The organism is Paraburkholderia sp. PREW-6R, from assembly GCF_039621805.1.
Taxonomy (GTDB): domain Bacteria; phylum Pseudomonadota; class Gammaproteobacteria; order Burkholderiales; family Burkholderiaceae; genus Paraburkholderia.
Genome location: NZ_CP155073.1, coordinates 3,137,656 through 3,157,547, shown reverse-complemented (window position 1 = coordinate 3,157,547; position 19,892 = coordinate 3,137,656). Strand labels below are relative to the sequence as shown.

Below are 19,892 nucleotides of genomic sequence, written 5' to 3'. Positions count from 1 at the left end.
CCACAGGACAGCGCAGCAACAAGTCATGCCTGATGACCATAGTGCGTCGGTCCCACCCCTTCCCATCCCGAACAGGACCGTGAAACGACGCCACGCCGATGATAGTGCGGATTACCCGTGTGAAAGTAGGTCATCGTCAGGCTCCCCAGCAGTGTCAGAAACCCCACCCCAAAAAGGTGGGGTTTCTGCGTTTACGTCGTGCGGAAACGGCGCGATATAAGTGAGAGCTTTGAGTTTGGAGCGGCCGAGCAAGTCTTGACAACTAGCGGTTGTTCCCTCATAATCGTCAGTTCTCTGCGGAGGGGTGCCCGAGTGGCTAAAGGGGGCAGACTGTAAATCTGTTGGCTTACGCCTACGTTGGTTCGAATCCAACCTCCTCCACCAGAATCCAGTTGTAGCAGTTGTTGGGAATCCATGAATTCTTGCGGGTGTAGCTCAATGGTAGAGCAGAAGCCTTCCAAGCTTACGACGAGGGTTCGATTCCCTTCACCCGCTCCAGCAATGCAGAAGTAGCGCCCATGTGGCTCAGTGGTAGAGCACTCCCTTGGTAAGGGAGAGGTCGGCAGTTCGATCCTGCCCATGGGCACCAGAAGTACTCGGTGATTGTTTGCGCCCGGCGCAACGTACGGAAAAATCCTCTTAGGAGTCGAAAATGGCCAAGGGTAAGTTTGAGCGGACCAAGCCGCACGTGAACGTCGGCACGATCGGTCACGTTGACCACGGCAAGACCACGCTGACGGCAGCGATCACGACGGTTCTGACGCAGAAGTTTGGCGGCGAAGCGAAGGCATACGACCAGATCGACGCGGCGCCGGAAGAAAAGGCACGTGGTATCACGATCAACACGGCACACGTCGAGTACGAAACGGCTAACCGCCACTACGCACACGTCGACTGCCCGGGCCACGCTGACTATGTGAAGAACATGATCACGGGCGCAGCGCAGATGGACGGCGCGATTCTGGTGTGCTCGGCCGCAGACGGCCCGATGCCGCAAACGCGTGAGCACATCCTGCTGGCGCGTCAGGTCGGTGTGCCGTACATCATCGTGTTCCTGAACAAGTGCGACATGGTGGACGACGCTGAGCTGCTGGAGCTGGTCGAGATGGAAGTGCGCGAGCTTCTGTCGAAGTACGACTTCCCGGGCGACGACACGCCAATCATCAAGGGGTCGGCGAAGCTGGCGCTGGAAGGCGACAAGGGCGAGCTGGGCGAAGTGGCGATCATGAACCTGGCCGACGCACTGGACACGTACATCCCGACGCCGGAGCGCGCAGTGGACGGCGCATTCCTGATGCCGGTGGAAGACGTGTTCTCGATCTCGGGTCGCGGCACGGTGGTGACGGGTCGCGTTGAGCGCGGCGTGGTCAAGGTCGGCGAGGAAATCGAAATTGTCGGTATCAAGCCGACGGTGAAGACGACCTGCACGGGCGTGGAAATGTTCCGCAAGCTGCTCGACCAGGGTCAGGCGGGCGATAACGTGGGTATCCTGCTGCGCGGCACGAAGCGTGAAGACGTAGAGCGCGGCCAGGTGCTGGCCAAGCCGGGCACGATCAACCCGCACACGCATTTCACCGCTGAGGTGTACGTGCTGAGCAAGGACGAAGGCGGCCGTCACACGCCGTTCTTCAACAACTACCGTCCGCAGTTCTACTTCCGTACGACGGACGTGACGGGCTCGATCGAGCTGCCGAAGGACAAGGAAATGGTCATGCCGGGCGACAACGTGTCGATCACGGTGAAGCTGATCAACCCGATCGCGATGGAAGAAGGCCTGCGCTTCGCCATCCGTGAAGGTGGCCGTACGGTCGGCGCTGGTGTGGTTGCAAAGATCCTCGAGTAACGCCAGATAGTTCTCGTTGATCGGTGGTTTCGGGGTTGGCGGTGTCGTCAACCCCAAATGGTTTAGGGGTATAGCTCAACTGGCAGAGCGTCGGTCTCCAAAACCGAAGGTTGGGGGTTCGATTCCCTCTGCCCCTGCCAACTCTCGCGCTGTATATGGCGCTTCGTTAAGGTGTTATGGCGAATCCTTCCGTCGAAACTGTAAATACATCCGGCGACAAGCTGATGCTCGTCGCGGGCGTATTGTTGGTCTTGGCCGGGTTCGTGGGGTTCTTCTGGCTCAATGGCCAGGAATGGTACGTCCGCGGAGCCGCCTTGGCTGTTGGCGTCATCGCGGGTGTTGCAGTCGGTCTTCTCTCCGCGCCTGGCAAGGGTTTCATCGCTTTCGCCAAAGACTCGTACAAAGAAGTTCGTAAGGTTGTCTGGCCGACTCGCAAAGAGGCGACGCAGACAACGCTTGTAGTGTTCGGCTTCGTGTTCGTCATGGCAATCTTTCTTTGGGTGAGTGATAAATCCATTGAATGGGCGATTTTCTCGGTGATTCTGGGTTGGAAATGATATGAGCGATACTCCGGCATCCCCGAGCGGCAAACGCTGGTACGTGGTACACGCCTACTCCGGCATGGAAAAGAGCGTGCAGCGAGCGCTTCAGGAGCGCATCGAACGTGCTGGCATGCAAGACCAGTTTGGGCAGATTCTTGTCCCTACAGAAGAAGTGGTTGAAGTAAAGGGCGGACACAAGTCCGTAACCGAGCGACGTTTCTTTCCAGGCTATGTTCTGGTCGAAATGGAAATGACCGATGAGACGTGGCATCTGGTCAAGAATACGGCTAAGGTAACGGGTTTTGTTGGTGGCGCGCGGAATCGCCCGAGCCCGATTTCTCCGCGAGAAGTTGAGAAGATCATGTCGCAGATGCAGGAGGGCGTGGAAAAGCCGCGTCCGAAGACCCTGTTTGAAGTCGGCGAGATGGTTCGTGTCAAGGACGGTCCGTTCACAGATTTCAACGGCAGCGTAGAAGAAGTCAATTACGAAAAGTCGCGCGTCCGTGTTTCTGTTACAATCTTTGGCCGCGCAACGCCGGTCGAGTTGGAATTCGGTCAAGTCGAAAAGTTGTGATCCAGAATTTTCACGGAACGCACCGATCGGGGCGTTCCGTGTTTCGCGCTTACGATCCGCACAATGGTCGTTGAGGAGCGTCAGTAGCCCGTTTTCGGGGCAAAAGCGCGCTATTACTCACTGAGCGACGCGTTTAAGCGTCGCTCCAACGAGGTTTTCAACATGGCAAAGAAAATCATTGGCTTTATCAAGCTGCAGATTCCTGCAGGCAAAGCCAACCCGTCGCCGCCGGTCGGTCCGGCATTGGGCCAGCGCGGCCTGAACATCATGGAGTTCTGCAAGGCGTTCAACGCGCAGACTCAAGCTTTGGAACCGGGTTTGCCGATTCCGGTCGTCATCACGGCATTCGCGGACAAGAGCTTCACGTTCGTCCTGAAGACGCCGCCGGCTACGGTTCTGATCAAGAAAGCAGCGAAGATCGACAAGGGTTCGAGCAAGCCGCATACCGACAAGGTCGGCAAGATCACCCGTGCTCAAGCTGAAGACATCGCCAAGACCAAGATGCCCGATCTGACGGCAGCTGATCTGGACGCAGCGGTTCGTACGATCGCTGGTAGCGCCCGCTCGATGGGCATCACTGTGGAGGGCGTGTAAATGGCTAAGCTTTCGAAGCGTCTGCAGGCATTTGCAGGCAAGGTTGATCGTCAGAAGCTGTATCCGATCGACGACGCTCTGTCGCTCGTGAAGGAATGCGCGAGCGCCAAGTTCGACGAATCGATCGACGTTTCCGTGCAGCTTGGCATCGACGCGAAGAAGTCGGACCAAGTGGTTCGCGGCTCGGTCGTGCTGCCGGCAGGCACGGGTAAGTCGGTTCGTGTCGCCGTGTTCGCGCAAGGTGAAAAGGCTGAGCAAGCTCGCGCGGCAGGTGCTGAAGTGGTCGGCATGGAAGACCTGGCTGAACAGGTGAAAGCCGGCAATCTCGACTTTGACATCGTGATCGCTTCGCCGGACACGATGCGCGTTGTCGGTACGCTCGGCCAGATCCTCGGCCCGCGCGGCCTGATGCCGAACCCGAAGGTGGGTACGGTTACGCCGGACGTCGCAACTGCCGTCAAGAATGCCAAGGCGGGTCAAGTTCAGTTCCGTGTCGACAAGGCCGGGATCATTCACGCCACGATCGGCCGTGCTTCGTTCGAGCCGGCGGCGCTGCGCAGCAACCTCGCTGCTCTCGTCGACGCGCTGCAAAAGGCGAAGCCTGCAACGAGCAAGGGCGTGTACCTGCGTAAGGTTGCGCTGTCGAGCACGATGGGCGTTGGCGTTCGCGTCGACCAGGCATCGCTGGCAGCACAGTAAGGAAATTCATCGCCTCGGCGAAAGTCGGGGCGGTTTTATGGGCTTTGGGCGGTTGTGACGTAGCAGTCTCGCGGAACAACCGGTTGTCAAAGACCGTTGGCGGGCACGCAGCAGGTAGGCGAACCCTTAATGTAAAGCCAACGCAGATGGCGAACCCGAAAAGGTTTTGTAGTGATGAAGCCGTTCGATATCCGCAGCCATGCTGATGTCGGGCGGTCGAAATACTCCTGACTGGTCGGACGCCGTTATTGAACGCGGTACACAAGGCGCACGCTGCGTGTATCGAATCTGGAGGTTAACCGTGCCACTCAACAAAGAAAGCAAGCAGGCCGTCGTCGCTGAGGTTGCCGCGCAAGTCGCGAAAGCCCAGACCGTGGTTCTGGCTGAGTATCGTGGAATCGCGGTTGGCGATCTGACCAAGCTGCGCGCGAAAGCGCGTGAGCAGCAGGTTTATCTTCGTGTGTTGAAAAACACGTTGGCGCGCCGCGCCGTCGAAGGTACCCCGTTTGCTCCGCTGGCAGAGCAGATGACTGGTCCCCTGATCTACGGCATCTCGGAAGATGCCATTGCTGCTGCGAAGGTCGTCAACGACTTCAGCAAGGGCAATGACAAGTTGGTCATCAAGGCTGGTTCCTACGAAGGCAAGGTGATGGACAAGGCTGGCGTGCAAGCGCTGGCAAACATCCCGAGCCGCGAAGAGCTGCTCTCCAAGCTGCTGTATGTTATGCAAGCACCTGTTTCCGGCTTCGCGCGCGCTTTGGCCGCGCTGGCAGAAAAGAAACAAGGCGAAGAAACCGCTGCGTAATGTGCTTCAGTCGAGCGTGATTGATCGCTGGCTGTATCCGAATTCAATTTAGGAGTATTTCAAATGGCAATCGCAAAAGAAGACATCCTCGAAGCAGTAAGCTCGATGTCGGTTCTGGAACTGAACGAACTGGTCAAGGCGTTCGAAGAAAAGTTTGGCGTGTCGGCAGCTGCTGTTGCAGTCGCAGGCCCGGCAGGCGGCGGCGCCGCTGCTGCTGCTGAAGAACAAACCGAATTCACGGTCAATCTGACGGAAGTCGGCGCGAACAAGGTTTCGGTCATTAAGGCCGTTCGTGAACTGACGGGTCTTGGCCTGAAGGAAGCGAAGGACCTGGTCGACGGTGCACCGAAGCCTGTGAAGGAAGCGGTACCGAAGGCTGCTGCAGAAGAAGCCAAGAAGAAGCTGGAAGAAGCCGGCGCGAAGGCTGAAATCAAGTAAGTTTCAGCGCGTTGTGCGAAGGCTGGCGGTTTTCCACCGCCGGCCTTTTTGTGCTTTGTGGGGGACACGTTTTTGCTGACCGTTTCGGCATAAACGTAGCTCCAAGAACTCAAAGAAAAACGCCTATCGGCAACATTGACCGGCGCTTTTCTTTGTCTTCTGAAGCGACTGCAGAAGGCAAGTTTGGTCGGGTAGCGGGCAACATAGGCATCCGCTGCCGTCAGCCAGCGGTTGGTAGCGGCCAACCACCAAGCTTCTAGGCTCGTTCAAGCCATCGGACGGCCATCGGGTCTCAGTCGGTGAACACTCGGGTTGTCTCATCCAGGTATCCTGCCTCGACAACAATGCCCGCCGTGATTCGGAGATCGTATGCAATATTCCTTCACCGAGAAGAAGCGTATTCGCAAGAGCTTTGCGAAGCGCCCCATCGTTCACCAAGTACCTTTCCTGCTGGCTACCCAGCTTGAATCATTCAGCACGTTTCTGCAAGCAGACACGTCGTCCACGCAACGCAAGCCGGAAGGCCTGCAGGCTGCGTTTACCTCGGTTTTCCCGATTGTTTCGCATAACGGGTTCGCTCGTCTAGAGTTCGTCAGCTACATGCTGTCGCCGCCGGCATTCAACATCAAGGAATGTCAGCAGCGCGGTTTGACGTACTGCTCGGCCCTGCGCGCGAAAGTGCGCCTGGTGCTGCTCGACAAGGAATCGCCGAGCAAGCCGGTCGTCAAGGAAGTGAAGGAGCAGGAAGTGTACATGGGCGAAATTCCGCTCATGACGCCGACCGGTTCGTTCGTGATCAACGGCACGGAACGTGTGATCGTTTCGCAGCTGCACCGTTCGCCGGGCGTGTTCTTCGAACACGACAAAGGCAAGACGCACAGCTCGGGCAAGCTCCTGTTCTCGGCACGTATTATTCCTTACCGCGGTTCGTGGCTCGATTTCGAGTTCGACCCGAAGGACGTGCTGTACTTCCGCGTCGACCGTCGCCGCAAGATGCCGGTCACGATTCTGCTGAAGGCAATTGGGCTGACGCCGGAACAGATCCTCGCAAACTTCTTCGTGTTCGATAACTTCACGCTGATGCCGGAAGGCGCGCAGATGGAGTTCGTGCCGGAGCGTCTGCGTGGTGAAGTCGCGCGTTTCGACATCACGGATCGTGAAGGCAACGTGATCGTCCAGAAGGACAAGCGGATCAACGCAAAGCACATCCGCGACCTGGACAACGCGAAGACCAAGTTCATTTCGGTTCCGGAAGACTATCTGCTCGGCCGCGTGCTGGCGAAGAACGTCGTCGACGGCGATACCGGCGAAGTCATCGCGAACGCGAACGACGAAATCACCGAAACCGTCCTCGAAAAGCTCCGCGAAGCAAAGATCAAAGACATCCAGACGCTTTACACGAACGATCTGGACCAGGGCCCGTATATCTCGTCGACGCTGCGCATCGACGAAACCGCGGACAAGATGGCCGCTCGTATCGCCATCTACCGGATGATGCGTCCGGGCGAACCGCCGACCGAAGAAGCGGTCGAGGCGCTGTTCAACCGTCTGTTCTACAGCGAAGACGCTTACGACCTCTCAAAGGTGGGTCGTATGAAGTTCAATCGCCGCGTCGGCCGTGACGAGATCATTGGCCCGATGACGCTGCAAGACGACGATATCCTCGCCACGATCAAGATCCTGGTCGAGCTGCGTAACGGCAAGGGCGAAGTGGACGACATCGACCACTTGGGCAATCGTCGTGTGCGTTGCGTCGGCGAACTGGCGGAAAACCAGTTCCGTGCAGGTCTGGTGCGTGTCGAACGTGCTGTGAAGGAACGCCTCGGCCAGGCCGAAAGCGAAAACCTGATGCCGCACGACCTGATCAACTCGAAGCCGATTTCGTCGGCGATTCGCGAGTTCTTCGGTTCGTCGCAGCTGTCGCAGTTCATGGACCAGACCAATCCGCTGTCGGAAATTACCCACAAGCGCCGTGTTTCGGCACTTGGCCCGGGTGGCTTGACGCGTGAACGCGCAGGCTTTGAAGTCCGCGACGTGCACCCGACTCACTACGGTCGCGTGTGCCCGATTGAAACGCCGGAAGGTCCGAACATCGGCCTGATCAACTCGCTGGCTCTGTACGCGCACCTGAACGAATACGGCTTTCTCGAAACGCCGTATCGCAAGGTCGTGGACAGCAAGGTGACCGATCAGATCGATTACCTGTCGGCGATTGAAGAAGGCCGTTACGTGATCGCTCAGGCGAACGCGGCGGTTGCGGAAGACGGCTCGCTGACCGACGAACTGGTGTCGTCGCGTGAAGCTGGCGAAACGCTGATGGTCACGCCGGACCGCATCCAGTACATGGACGTGGCGCCGTCGCAGATCGTGTCGGTGGCGGCATCGCTGATTCCGTTTCTCGAGCACGACGACGCGAACCGCGCATTGATGGGTTCGAACATGCAGCGTCAGGCTGTGCCGTGTCTGCGTCCTGAAAAGGCCGTGGTCGGTACGGGCATCGAACGCACGGTGGCGGTCGACTCGGGTACGACGGTTCAGGCATTCCGCGGCGGTGTGGTCGATTACGTCGACGCCGGCCGTATGGTGATCCGCGTGAACGACGATGAAGCCGTTGCTGGCGACGTCGGCGTGGACATCTACAACCTGATCAAGTACACGCGTTCGAACCAGAACACGAACATCAACCAGCGCCCGATCGTGAAGGTCGGCGACATCGTCTCGCGCGGCGACGTGCTGGCTGACGGCGCATCGACCGACCTCGGCGAACTGGCTCTCGGCCAGAACATGCTGGTCGCGTTCATGCCGTGGAACGGCTACAACTTCGAAGACTCGATCCTGATCTCGGAGAAGGTGGTCGCGGACGACCGTTACACGTCGATCCACATCGAAGAACTGAACGTCGTTGCTCGCGACACGAAGCTCGGACCGGAAGAAATCACGCGCGACATCTCGAACCTGGCTGAAGTGCAACTCGGCCGTCTCGACGAGTCGGGTATCGTCTACATTGGCGCGGAAGTCGAAGCGGGCGACGTACTGGTCGGTAAGGTCACGCCGAAGGGCGAAACCCAGCTGACGCCGGAAGAAAAGCTGCTGCGTGCAATTTTCGGCGAGAAGGCGTCGGACGTGAAAGACACGTCGCTGCGTGTGCCGTCAGGCATGAGCGGCACGGTCATCGACGTGCAGGTGTTCACGCGCGAAGGCATTCAGCGCGACAAGCGTGCGCAACAGATCATCGACGATGAACTGAAGCGTTATCGCCTCGACCTGAACGACCAGTTGCGTATCGTGGAAGGCGACGCGTTCCAGCGTCTCGCACGTATGCTCGACGGCAAGGTTGCGAACGGCGGTCCGAAGAAGCTCGCGAAGGGCACGAAGATCGAGCAGGCTTACCTGCAAGATCTGGATCATTACCACTGGTTCGACATCCGCCTCGCGGACGAAGAAGCAGCGGCGCAGCTCGAAGCCATCAAGGATTCGATCGAACAGAAGCGTCACCAGTTCGACCTCGCGTTCGAAGAGAAGCGCAAGAAGCTCACGCAAGGCGACGAACTGCCGCCGGGCGTGTTAAAGATGGTCAAGGTGTATCTGGCTGTGAAGCGTCGCCTGCAGCCTGGCGACAAGATGGCAGGCCGTCACGGTAACAAGGGTGTCGTGTCGAAGATCGTTCCGATCGAAGACATGCCGTACATGGCCGACGGCCGTCCGGCTGACGTCGTTCTGAACCCGCTCGGCGTGCCGTCGCGGATGAACGTGGGTCAGGTTCTCGAAGTGCATCTGGGTTGGGCCGCGAAGGGTCTCGGCTGGCGTATCGGCGAAATGCTGCAGCGTCAGGCGAAGATCGAAGAACTGCGCGAATTCCTGACGAAGATCTACAACGAGTCGGGCCGCGCCGAAGAGCTGGACAGCTTCACGGACGACGAAATCGTCGAACTGGCGAAGAACCTGCGTGAAGGCGTGCCGTTCGCAACGCCGGTGTTCGACGGTGCGACGGAAGAAGAAATGTCGCGCGCGCTGGATCTGGCGTTCCCGGACGACATCGCGAAGAATCTCGGCATGACGCCGTCGAAGAATCAGGTTCGTCTGTACGACGGCCGCACGGGCGAGATGTTCGAGCGCACGGTGACGGTGGGCTACATGCACTACCTGAAGCTGCACCACCTGGTCGACGACAAGATGCACGCGCGTTCCACGGGCCCGTACTCGCTCGTGACGCAGCAGCCGTTGGGCGGTAAGGCGCAGTTCGGTGGCCAGCGTTTCGGTGAGATGGAAGTGTGGGCGCTCGAAGCGTACGGCGCATCGTACGTGCTGCAGGAAATGCTGACGGTGAAGTCGGACGACGTGACTGGCCGGACCAAGGTCTATGAGAACCTGGTCAAGGGCGATCACGTGATCGACGCCGGCATGCCGGAATCCTTCAACGTGCTGGTGAAGGAAATCCGCTCGCTCGGTATCGATATCGACCTCGACCGCAACTAATCGGACTACGGAGAGAAAGCAATGAAAGCTCTGCTCGATCTATTCAAGCAAGTCCAACAACCTGAAGTTTTTGACGCGATCAAGATCGGTCTGGCGTCGCCAGACAAGATCCGTTCGTGGTCGTTCGGTGAAGTGAAGAAGCCGGAAACCATCAACTACCGGACGTTCAAGCCGGAACGCGATGGTTTGTTCTGCGCGAAGATTTTCGGGCCGATCAAGGACTACGAATGCCTTTGCGGCAAGTACAAGCGCCTGAAGCATCGTGGCGTGATCTGCGAAAAGTGCGGCGTCGAAGTGACGCTCGCCAAGGTGCGTCGCGAACGGATGGGCCACATTGAACTGGCCTCGCCGGTTGCGCACATCTGGTTCCTGAAGTCGCTGCCGTCGCGTCTGGGCATGGTGCTCGACATGACGCTGCGCGACATCGAACGCGTGCTGTACTTCGAAGCATATGTCGTGATCGATCCGGGCATGACGCCGCTGAAAGCGCGGCAGATCATGACCGAAGAGGATTACTACAACAAGGTCGAAGAATACGGTGACGAATTCCGTGCCGAGATGGGCGCGGAAGGCGTTCGCGAGCTGCTGCGCGCGATCAACATCGACGAACAGGTCGAGATGCTGCGTACCGAACTCAAGAACACGGGTTCGGAAGCGAAGATCAAGAAGTACGCGAAGCGCCTGAAGGTGCTCGAGGCTTTCCAGCGTTCGGGCATCAAGCCTGACTGGATGGTGCTCGAAGTGCTGCCGGTGCTGCCGCCGGAACTGCGTCCGCTGGTGCCGCTCGACGGCGGCCGTTTCGCGACGTCGGACCTGAACGACCTGTATCGCCGCGTGATCAACCGTAACAACCGGTTGAAGCGTCTGCTCGAGCTGAAGGCGCCTGAAATCATCGTCCGCAACGAAAAGCGGATGCTGCAGGAAGCCGTCGACTCGCTGCTCGACAACGGTCGTCGCGGTAAGGCCATGACTGGCGCGAACAAGCGTCCGCTGAAGTCGCTCGCTGACATGATCAAGGGTAAGGGCGGTCGTTTCCGTCAGAACTTGCTCGGTAAGCGCGTCGACTATTCGGGCCGTTCGGTGATCGTGGTCGGCCCGACGCTCAAGCTGCATCAGTGCGGTCTGCCGAAGCTGATGGCGCTTGAACTGTTCAAGCCATTCATCTTCAACAAGCTCGAAGTGATGGGTGTCGCTACCACCATCAAGGCTGCGAAGAAGGAAGTCGAGAACCAGACGCCGGTGGTGTGGGACATTCTCGAAGAAGTCATTCGCGAACATCCGGTCATGCTGAACCGTGCGCCGACGCTGCACCGTCTTGGCATTCAGGCTTTCGAGCCGGTGCTGATCGAAGGTAAGGCAATCCAGCTGCACCCGCTCGTTTGCGCGGCGTTCAACGCCGACTTCGACGGTGACCAGATGGCTGTTCACGTGCCGCTGTCGCTGGAAGCGCAGATGGAAGCGCGCACGCTGATGCTGGCGTCGAACAACGTCCTGTTCCCGGCCAACGGCGATCCGTCGATCGTGCCGTCGCAGGATATCGTGCTCGGTCTGTACTATGCGACCCGCGAAGCGGTGAATGCGAAGGGCGAAGGCCTGACGTTCACCGGCGTCTCGGAAGCGCTGCGTGCATACGAGAACAAGGAAGTCGAGCTGGCCTCGCGCGTCAACGTGCGGATCACGGAAATGGTCCACAACGAAGACAAGTCGGAAGGCGCGCCGGCATTCGTGCCGAAGATCACCCTGTACGCCACCACCGTGGGTCGCGCAATCCTGTCGGAAATTCTGCCGCCGGGTCTGCCGTTCTCGGTGCTGAACAAGCCGCTGAAGAAGAAGGAAATTTCGCGCCTGATCAACACCGCATTCCGCAAGTGCGGTCTGCGTGAAACGGTCATTTTCGCCGACCAGTTGATGCAGTCGGGTTTCCGTCTGGCCACGCGCGCTGGTATCTCGATCTGTGTCGACGACATGCTCGTGCCGCCGCAGAAGGAAACCATCGTCGGCGACGCGGCGAAGAAGGTGAAGGAATACGACCGTCAGTACATGTCGGGTCTCGTCACGTCGCAAGAGCGCTACAACAACGTGGTCGACATCTGGTCGGCAACGTCGGAAGCGGTCGGCAAGGCGATGATGGAACAGCTGTCCACGGAACCGGTCACGGACCGTGACGGCAACGAAACGCGGCAGGAATCGTTCAACTCGATTTACATGATGGCGGACTCGGGTGCTCGTGGTTCCGCGGTTCAGATTCGTCAGCTGGCCGGTATGCGCGGCCTGATGGCGAAGCCGGACGGCTCGATCATCGAGACGCCGATTACGGCGAACTTCCGTGAAGGCCTGAACGTGTTGCAGTACTTCATCTCGACCCACGGCGCACGTAAGGGTCTGGCTGATACGGCACTGAAGACGGCAAACTCGGGTTACCTGACGCGACGTCTCGTCGACGTGACGCAGGATCTGGTGGTGGTCGAGGACGATTGCGGTACGTCCAACGGCGTTGCCATGAAGGCGTTGGTCGAAGGCGGTGAAGTCGTCGAAGCGCTGCGTGACCGTATTCTCGGTCGCGTCGCGGTGGCTGACGTGGTCAATCCGGAATCGCAGGAAACGCTGTACGAAGCGGGCAGCCTGCTCGACGAAGATGCGGTCGAAGAAATCGAACGCCTCGGCATCGACGAAGTGCGCGTGCGTACGCCGCTGACTTGCGAAACGCGTTACGGTCTGTGCGCAGCCTGCTATGGCCGCGACCTGGGTCGTGGCTCGTCGGTCAACGTGGGCGAGGCAGTCGGCGTGATCGCTGCGCAGTCGATCGGTGAACCGGGCACGCAGCTTACGATGCGTACGTTCCACATCGGTGGCGCGGCGTCGCGTGCGGCAGTCGCTTCGTCCGTTGAAGCGAAGTCGAACGGTACGGTGCGTTTCACGGCAACGATGCGTTACGTCACCAACGCGAAGGGCGAGCAGATCGTCATCTCGCGTTCGGGCGAAGCCATGATTACCGACGACCACGGTCGCGAGCGCGAACGCCACAAGGTGCCGTACGGCGCGACGCTGTTGCAGCTGGACGGCGCGCAGATCAAGGCCGGCACGCAACTGGCAACGTGGGACCCGATGACGCGTCCGATCATCACCGAGTACGGCGGTACGGTGAAGTTCGAAAACGTCGAAGAAGGCGTGACGGTCGCGAAGCAGATCGACGATGTGACCGGTCTGTCGACCCTGGTCGTGATCGACGTGAAGCGTCGTGGTTCGCAGGCTTCGAAGACGGTGCGTCCGCAGGTCAAGCTGCTCGACGCGAACGGCGAGGAAGTGAAGATCCCGAACACCGAGCACTCGGTGCAGATCGGCTTCCAGGTCGGCGCGCTGATCACGGTGAAGGACGGTCAGCAAGTGCAGGTCGGTGAAGTGCTCGCACGTATCCCGACTGAATCGCAGAAGACGCGTGACATTACCGGCGGTCTGCCGCGTGTGGCGGAACTGTTCGAAGCACGTTCGCCGAAGGACGCAGGTATCCTGGCGGAAGTCACGGGTACGACGTCGTTCGGTAAGGACACGAAGGGCAAGCAGCGTCTCGTTATCACGGACCTCGAGGGCAACCAGCACGAGTTCCTGATCGCGAAGGAAAAGCAGGTTCTGGTTCACGATGGTCAGGTCGTCAATAAGGGCGAAATGATCGTGGACGGACCGGCGGATCCGCACGACATCCTGCGTCTGCAGGGCGTCGAGGCGCTGTCGCGCTACATCGTGGACGAAGTGCAGGACGTGTACCGTCTGCAAGGCGTGAAGATCAACGACAAGCACATTGAAGTGATTGTTCGTCAGATGTTGCGTCGTGTGCAGATCACGGACAACGGCGATACGCGTTTCATCCCGGGCGAACAGGTCGAGCGGTCGGACATGCTCGACGAGAACGACCGTATGATCGCGGAAGACAAGCGTCCGGCAACGTACGAAAACGTGCTGCTCGGTATCACGAAGGCCTCGTTGTCGACCGATTCGTTCATCTCGGCGGCGTCGTTCCAGGAAACGACCCGCGTGCTGACCGAAGCGGCGATCATGGGCAAGCGCGACGACCTGCGCGGTCTGAAGGAAAACGTGATCGTCGGCCGTCTGATTCCGGCCGGCACGGGTCTCGCGTTCCACAAGGCACGCAAGAGCAAGGAACTGTCCGACCGCGAGCGTTTCGACCAGATCGCAGCGGAAGAGTCGTTCGAATTCGGTACGCCGGAAACACCGGCAGCCGAACAGCAGCACTCAGCCGAGTAAGTTCTGCGGCGAAAGCCGCAAAACTGACATGCTCATAGAACCGCCTGGTTTCGACCGGGCGGTTTTTTTTCGTCCGTCGTCGGCGAGCGCCTGCTCCCGTCGCTGAAGTGGCTCGTGGCGATCCTGTTCGACGCGCTTCATCTGTGCGCCTGATTAGTCAAAGCAGGTTCTCAATCGACCGCTTGCTCCTTTCGCGCTGCGACGCCATTCAGACGCTCTTGTCCAAACGGCTAACCAGCGCAATCGTTTCGGGCAGAGCGCGTGGGGGTTGGTAAAATTGCGGTCACCGGCACCCCGCTGCTCCTCAAAAATCCATGTCTCGTCCCCTCGAAATTCTTAACGAAGTCTTCGGCTATCCCGCGTTCAGAGGGCAGCAGGGCGAAATTGTCGAGCACGTGTCGGGCGGCGGCGATTGCCTCGTGCTGATGCCGACGGGTGGCGGCAAATCGTTGTGCTACCAGATTCCATCGCTCGTCAGGCGCGAGGGCGGTTTTGGCACCGGCATCGTCGTGTCGCCGCTGATCGCGCTCATGCAGGACCAAGTCGCCGCGCTCACCGAGGTCGGCGTGCGCGCTGCGTATCTGAACTCGACATTGTCGAGCGCCGAGGCAATGGCGACAGAACGGGCACTGCGCGACGGCGAGATCGATCTGTTGTACGTGGCGCCGGAGCGCTTGATGACGCCGCGTTTTCAGGAACTGCTGGAGCGCACGCGCATCGGTCTGTTCGCTATTGATGAAGCGCATTGCGTGTCGCAGTGGGGGCATGATTTCCGGCCGGAGTACATCCAGCTGTCGGTTCTGCACGAGCGATTCCCCAATGTGCCGCGTATTGCGCTCACGGCGACCGCGGACGCGATTACGCGGGACGAAATCATTCACCGTCTTGCGCTGGACGACGCGCGTGTTTTCGTGTCCAGCTTCGACCGGCCCAACATCCGCTACCGCATCGTCGAAAAGGACAACGCGCGTACCCAGCTGCTGGACTTTATCCGCGCCGAGCATTCGCGGCCGGACGGCACGACCGACGCCGGCGTGATCTATTGTCTGTCGCGCCGCAAGGTGGAAGAAACGGCGGAGTGGCTAAAAGAAAAAGGGATGCGAGCGCTGCCGTATCACGCTGGCATGGAGTTCGAAACCCGCCAGAAACATCAGGAAATGTTTCAGCGCGAGGAAGGCATTGTGATGTGCGCGACGATCGCGTTCGGCATGGGGATCGACAAGCCGGACGTGCGCTTTGTCGCTCATCTGGACTTGCCGAAGAGCGTCGAAGGCTACTACCAGGAAACGGGACGCGCCGGCCGCGACGGCATGCCGGCGAATGCATGGATGGCCTATGGCCTTGGCGACGTCGTTCAGCAGCGCAAAATGATCGACGAGTCCGACGCCGACGACGCGCACAAACGCGTTCAGACGAGCAAGCTCGATGCGCTGCTCGGACTGTGCGAAGCGGCGACCTGCCGCCGGGTGCGCTTGCTCGCGTATTTCGGCGAGTCGAGCAAGCCGTGCGGCAATTGCGACAACTGTCTCGAACCGCCTGCTACGTGGGACGCGACGCGCGAGGCGCAAATGGCGCTTTCGTGCGTGTTCCGTGCGCAGCGCGCGAGCGGCTTTCATTTTGGCGCCGGCCATCTGATCGATATTTTGCGCGGTAACAGCAGCGAGAAAATCCTGCAGCGCGGTCATGAAAAGTTGACCACGTTCGGTATTGGCGCAGCGCTGGGTGAGCCGGAATGGCGGGCAATATTTCGCCAACTGGTGGCGTTCGGTTATCTGACGGTCGATCACGAAGGCTTCGGCTCGCTGGTCCTCACAGAGGCCAGTAAGCCAGTGCTTAAGGGCGAGCAACCAGTCACGATGCGCCGCTACGTGAAGCCGACCCGGACGCGCCAGTCGTCCACGCGCACCAGCGAGCGCGCCGATCCGACCATCGGCATGGGGCCGCGCGAACGGGCGCGCTGGGAGCGCCTGCGCAGCTGGCGCACGGAGACGGCGAAGAGCGACGGCGTGCCGGCCTATGTGATATTCCACGACGCGACGCTTGCCGAAATTGCCCGCAACGGTCCGGATTCAATTGAAGAGTTGCGCGGCATTCCGGGAATGGGCGCGCGTAAGCTCGACCGTTTCGGTGACGAATTGCTGGAGGTCGTCGCTGCAGACTAGGCCGCGACGGTCGCACGGGGCTCCGAAACATCGCAAGCTGTTGACTCGCTTAGTAATTTCGGAATATTATGCTAGGTTCCGGTTCTTGGAATGCCTACACTCGTGAACATGACGGTGTTGGCTGTCTGAGCCGGAGCTCGATTCGCAATGTTTTCGCTTTGCCCGAAAGCAGATGCGTCGATTTTGTTCAATTTCAGGAATAAACAATGCCAACCATCAATCAACTGGTTCGCAAAGGCCGCGCGTCGGAAACGACGAAAAGCAAGAGCCCGGCTTTGCAGGACTGCCCCCAGCGTCGCGGCGTGTGCACCCGTGTGTACACCACGACGCCTAAGAAGCCTAACTCGGCACTCCGTAAGGTGGCCAAGGTTCGTCTGACGAACGGCTTCGAAGTCATTTCGTACATCGGTGGTGAAGGCCACAACCTGCAGGAACACTCGGTCGTGCTGATTCGCGGCGGCCGTGTGAAGGACTTGCCGGGTGTGCGTTACCACATGGTTCGCGGCTCGCTGGACACCCAGGGCGTCAAGGATCGTAAGCAGGCTCGCTCGAAGTACGGCGCGAAGCGTGCAAAAGCTGGCAAGTAATTAGCCGGTCAGTCGTTTCAGGTCGCCTGCAAAGGCGGTATTGGCGGTGGTGCCGGATTCGCCGGTGCTGTCGAGTAAGTGGTCACCCGACCAGGCTGGTAAGTCGTTAGAGATGAATCGGGTTAGTTGGTGGCCGCGGGGCCAGGAATGGGCTCCAACTGAAAAGTTAAAGGAAGAAACATGCCGCGTCGTCGCGAAGTCCCCAAGCGGGAAGTGTTGCCGGATCCGAAGTTCGGTAACGTTGATGTAGCTAAGTTCATGAACGTGCTGATGCTCTCCGGCAAGAAGTCGGTTGCTGAGCGCATTGTGTACGGCGCTTTCGAACAGATCCAGACCAAGGGTGGCAAGGACCCGCTGGAAGTGTTCACGGTAGCGCTCAACAACGTCAAGCCGGTGGTCGAAGTGAAGAGCCGCCGCGTTGGTGGTGCGAACTATCAGGTTCCGGTCGAAGTGCGCCCGTCGCGTCGTATGGCATTGGCGATGCGTTGGCTGCGTGAAGCCGCGAAGAAGCGCAGCGAGAAGTCGATGGCTCTGCGTCTGGCAGGTGAACTCTCCGAAGCGGCCGAAGGCCGTGGCGGCGCAATGAAGAAGCGCGACGAAGTTCACCGGATGGCAGAAGCCAACAAGGCGTTCTCGCACTTCCGTTTCTAAGCTTCCCGTTCCGGGTTTAGCAGGAAAACGGAAAGAGATTCCGGGCGGGTGCGCTTGCAAAGCGCCTCGCCCGTTTGTGTTACAGCGCGATGGGTATTTTCTCGCATCGCGTCATCCCAATTGAGGATCAAAGTGGCTCGCAAGACACCTATCGAGCGCTACCGTAACATCGGTATTAGCGCTCACATCGACGCCGGCAAAACGACGACGACCGAGCGCATTCTGTTTTACACGGGCGTGAACCACAAGATTGGCGAAGTTCACGACGGCGCTGCCACCATGGACTGGATGGAGCAGGAGCAGGAGCGCGGCATCACGATCACGTCGGCTGCTACGACGGCGTTCTGGAAGGGCATGGCCGGCGACCGCGCTGAGCACCGCATCAACATCATCGACACCCCGGGCCACGTCGACTTCACGATTGAAGTTGAGCGCTCGATGCGCGTGCTCGACGGTGCATGCATGGTTTACTGCGCAGTGGGCGGTGTTCAGCCCCAGTCGGAAACCGTGTGGCGCCAGGCTAATAAGTACAAGGTTCCCCGTCTCGCGTTCATCAACAAGATGGACCGCACCGGCGCGAACTTCTTCAAGGTTTACGACCAGCTGAAGCTGCGTCTGAAGGCTAATCCGGTTCCGGTCGTGGTGCCTATCGGCGCCGAGGAAAACTTCACCGGTGTCGTCGACCTGATGAAGATGAAGGCGATCATTTGGGACGACGCGTCCCAAGGCACCAAGTTCTCGTACGAGGAGATCCCGGCGGAGCTGGTCGACTCGTGCAACGAATGGCGCGAGAAGATGATCGAAGCGGCCGCTGAGTCGAGCGAAGAGCTGATGAACAAGTACCTGGAAGAGGGCGAGCTCTCTGAAGCGGAAATCATCAAGGGCCTGCGCGACCGTACGATCGCTTGCGAAATCCAGCCGATGCTGTGCGGCACTGCGTTCAAGAACAAGGGCGTGCAGCGCATGCTCGACGCGGTTCTGGACTTCCTGCCGTCGCCGATCGACATTCCGCCGGTTACCGGCGAACTGGAAAACGGTGAGCAAGGTGAGCGCCGCGCCGCTGACGACGAGAAGTTCTCGGCGCTGGCGTTCAAGATCATGACCGACCCGTTCGTCGGCCAGCTGATCTTCTTCCGCGTATATTCGGGCGTTGTGAATTCGGGCGACACCGTGCTGAACGCGACCAAAGACAAGAAGGAACGTCTGGGTCGTATTCTGCAGATGCACGCAAACCAGCGCGAAGAAATCAAGGAAGTCCGTGCAGGCGACATCGCTGCAGCGGTTGGCCTGAAAGACGCAACGACCGGCGACACGCTGTGCGATCCGCAAAGCCCGATCGTCCTCGAGCGCATGATTTTCCCGGAACCGGTGATTTCGCAGGCTGTTGAGCCGAAGACGAAGCCCGACCAGGAAAAGATGGGTCTGGCTCTGAACCGTCTGGCTCAGGAAGATCCGTCGTTCCGCGTCCAAACGGACGAGGAATCGGGCCAAACCATCATTTCGGGCATGGGCGAGCTGCACCTCGAAATTCTGGTTGACCGTATGAAGCGCGAATTCGGCGTGGAAGCAACTGTCGGCAAGCCGCAGGTCGCATACCGCGAGACGATTCGCGGCAAGGCGGAAGACGTCGACGGCAAGTTCGTCAAGCAGTCGGGTGGTCGCGGCCAGTACGGTCACGCGGTCATCACGCTCGAGCCGAACGAACAAGGCAAGGGCTACGAGTTCTTGGACGAGATCAAGGGCGGTGTGATTCCGCGTGAATACATCCCGGCAGTCGACAAGGGTATCCAGGAAACGCTGAAGGCCGGCGTGCTGGCAGGCTTCCCGGTCGTTGACGTGAAGGTTCACCTGACGTTCGGTTCGTACCACGACGTCGACTCGAACGAAAATGCGTTCCGCATGGCCGGTTCGATGGCGTTCAAGGAAGCAATGCGCAAGGCTCAACCGGTCATCCTCGAACCGATGATGGCCGTGGAAGTCGAAACGCCTGAAGATTACATGGGCAACGTGATGGGCGATCTGTCGGGTCGTCGTGGCATCGTGCAGGGCATGGACGACATGGTGGGCGGCGGCAAGATCGTTCGCGCAGAAGTACCGCTGTCGGAAATGTTCGGCTACTCGACGTCGCTGCGTTCGCTGACCCAGGGTCGTGCAACGTACACGATGGAATTCAAGCATTACGCCGAAGCACCGCGTAACGTGTCCGAAGCGATCATCAACGCGAAGTCGAAGTAATCGCGCGGCAAGTCATTCAACGATTA

General features: G+C 59.3%; 13 protein-coding genes, 4 tRNA genes and 1 rRNA gene. All 18 read left to right on the top strand.

Annotated elements, in window-relative coordinates:
• Positions 1-28: 28 nt before the first annotated feature.
• Positions 29-142 (top strand): 5S ribosomal RNA (rrf, locus tag AAGS40_RS13980).
• Between the two features lie 156 nt (positions 143-298).
• A tRNA-Tyr gene (locus tag AAGS40_RS13975) sits at positions 299-384 on the top strand.
• Between the two features lie 40 nt (positions 385-424).
• Positions 425-498 (top strand) — tRNA-Gly (locus AAGS40_RS13970).
• Positions 499-514: 16 nt separating this feature from the next.
• Positions 515-589: transfer RNA gene (locus tag AAGS40_RS13965), tRNA-Thr, on the top strand.
• A 63-nt stretch (positions 590-652) separates the two neighbouring features.
• The gene (gene tuf / locus AAGS40_RS13960; protein ID WP_345812027.1) at positions 653-1,843 is read left to right on the top strand and encodes an elongation factor Tu; all 1,191 of its coding nucleotides are present in this window, start codon (positions 653-655) and stop codon (positions 1,841-1,843) included.
• A 64-nt stretch (positions 1,844-1,907) separates the two neighbouring features.
• Positions 1,908-1,983, top strand: a tRNA-Trp gene (locus AAGS40_RS13955).
• Between the two features lie 36 nt (positions 1,984-2,019).
• Entirely contained in the window at positions 2,020-2,400 is a 381-nt protein-coding gene (secE, locus tag AAGS40_RS13950; protein WP_345812050.1) for a preprotein translocase subunit SecE, read from the top strand.
• A gap of 1 nt (position 2,401) precedes the next feature.
• Positions 2,402-2,959 carry a transcription termination/antitermination protein NusG gene (nusG, locus tag AAGS40_RS13945; protein WP_007180147.1) on the top strand — a complete coding sequence of 186 codons (558 nt, stop codon included), beginning with the start codon at positions 2,402-2,404 and terminating at the stop codon, positions 2,957-2,959.
• A 162-nt stretch (positions 2,960-3,121) separates the two neighbouring features.
• Entirely contained in the window at positions 3,122-3,553 is a 432-nt protein-coding gene (rplK, locus tag AAGS40_RS13940; RefSeq protein ID WP_007180146.1) for a 50S ribosomal protein L11, read from the top strand.
• Entirely contained in the window at positions 3,554-4,252 is a 699-nt protein-coding gene (rplA, locus tag AAGS40_RS13935; protein WP_345812049.1) for a 50S ribosomal protein L1, read from the top strand.
• Positions 4,253-4,553: 301 nt separating this feature from the next.
• Positions 4,554-5,057 (top strand): 50S ribosomal protein L10, encoded by a 504-nt coding sequence (gene rplJ, locus AAGS40_RS13930; RefSeq protein WP_042329779.1) that lies wholly within the window; start codon positions 4,554-4,556, stop codon positions 5,055-5,057.
• 63 nt (positions 5,058-5,120) lie between these two features.
• Entirely contained in the window at positions 5,121-5,495 is a 375-nt protein-coding gene (gene rplL, locus AAGS40_RS13925; RefSeq protein ID WP_062129471.1) for a 50S ribosomal protein L7/L12, read from the top strand.
• A 369-nt stretch (positions 5,496-5,864) separates the two neighbouring features.
• On the top strand, positions 5,865-9,971 hold the full coding sequence (gene rpoB, locus AAGS40_RS13920; protein ID WP_345812046.1) for a DNA-directed RNA polymerase subunit beta: 4,107 nt from the start codon (positions 5,865-5,867) through the stop codon (positions 9,969-9,971).
• Positions 9,972-9,992: 21 nt separating this feature from the next.
• Positions 9,993-14,231 carry a DNA-directed RNA polymerase subunit beta' gene (gene rpoC / locus AAGS40_RS13915; RefSeq protein ID WP_345812045.1) on the top strand — a complete coding sequence of 1,413 codons (4,239 nt, stop codon included), beginning with the start codon at positions 9,993-9,995 and terminating at the stop codon, positions 14,229-14,231.
• 314 nt (positions 14,232-14,545) lie between these two features.
• The gene (gene recQ, locus AAGS40_RS13910; RefSeq protein ID WP_345812043.1) at positions 14,546-16,393 is read left to right on the top strand and encodes a DNA helicase RecQ; all 1,848 of its coding nucleotides are present in this window, start codon (positions 14,546-14,548) and stop codon (positions 16,391-16,393) included.
• Positions 16,394-16,599: 206 nt separating this feature from the next.
• A complete protein-coding gene (rpsL, locus tag AAGS40_RS13905) occupies positions 16,600-16,980 on the top strand; it encodes a 30S ribosomal protein S12 (protein WP_006998493.1) in 381 nt (126 codons plus the stop codon).
• 180 nt (positions 16,981-17,160) lie between these two features.
• Positions 17,161-17,631 carry a 30S ribosomal protein S7 gene (gene rpsG, locus AAGS40_RS13900; protein WP_006053291.1) on the top strand — a complete coding sequence of 157 codons (471 nt, stop codon included), beginning with the start codon at positions 17,161-17,163 and terminating at the stop codon, positions 17,629-17,631.
• A gap of 132 nt (positions 17,632-17,763) precedes the next feature.
• On the top strand, positions 17,764-19,866 hold the full coding sequence (gene fusA / locus AAGS40_RS13895) for an elongation factor G (protein WP_345812028.1): 2,103 nt from the start codon (positions 17,764-17,766) through the stop codon (positions 19,864-19,866).
• Positions 19,867-19,892: the final 26 nt, after the last annotated feature.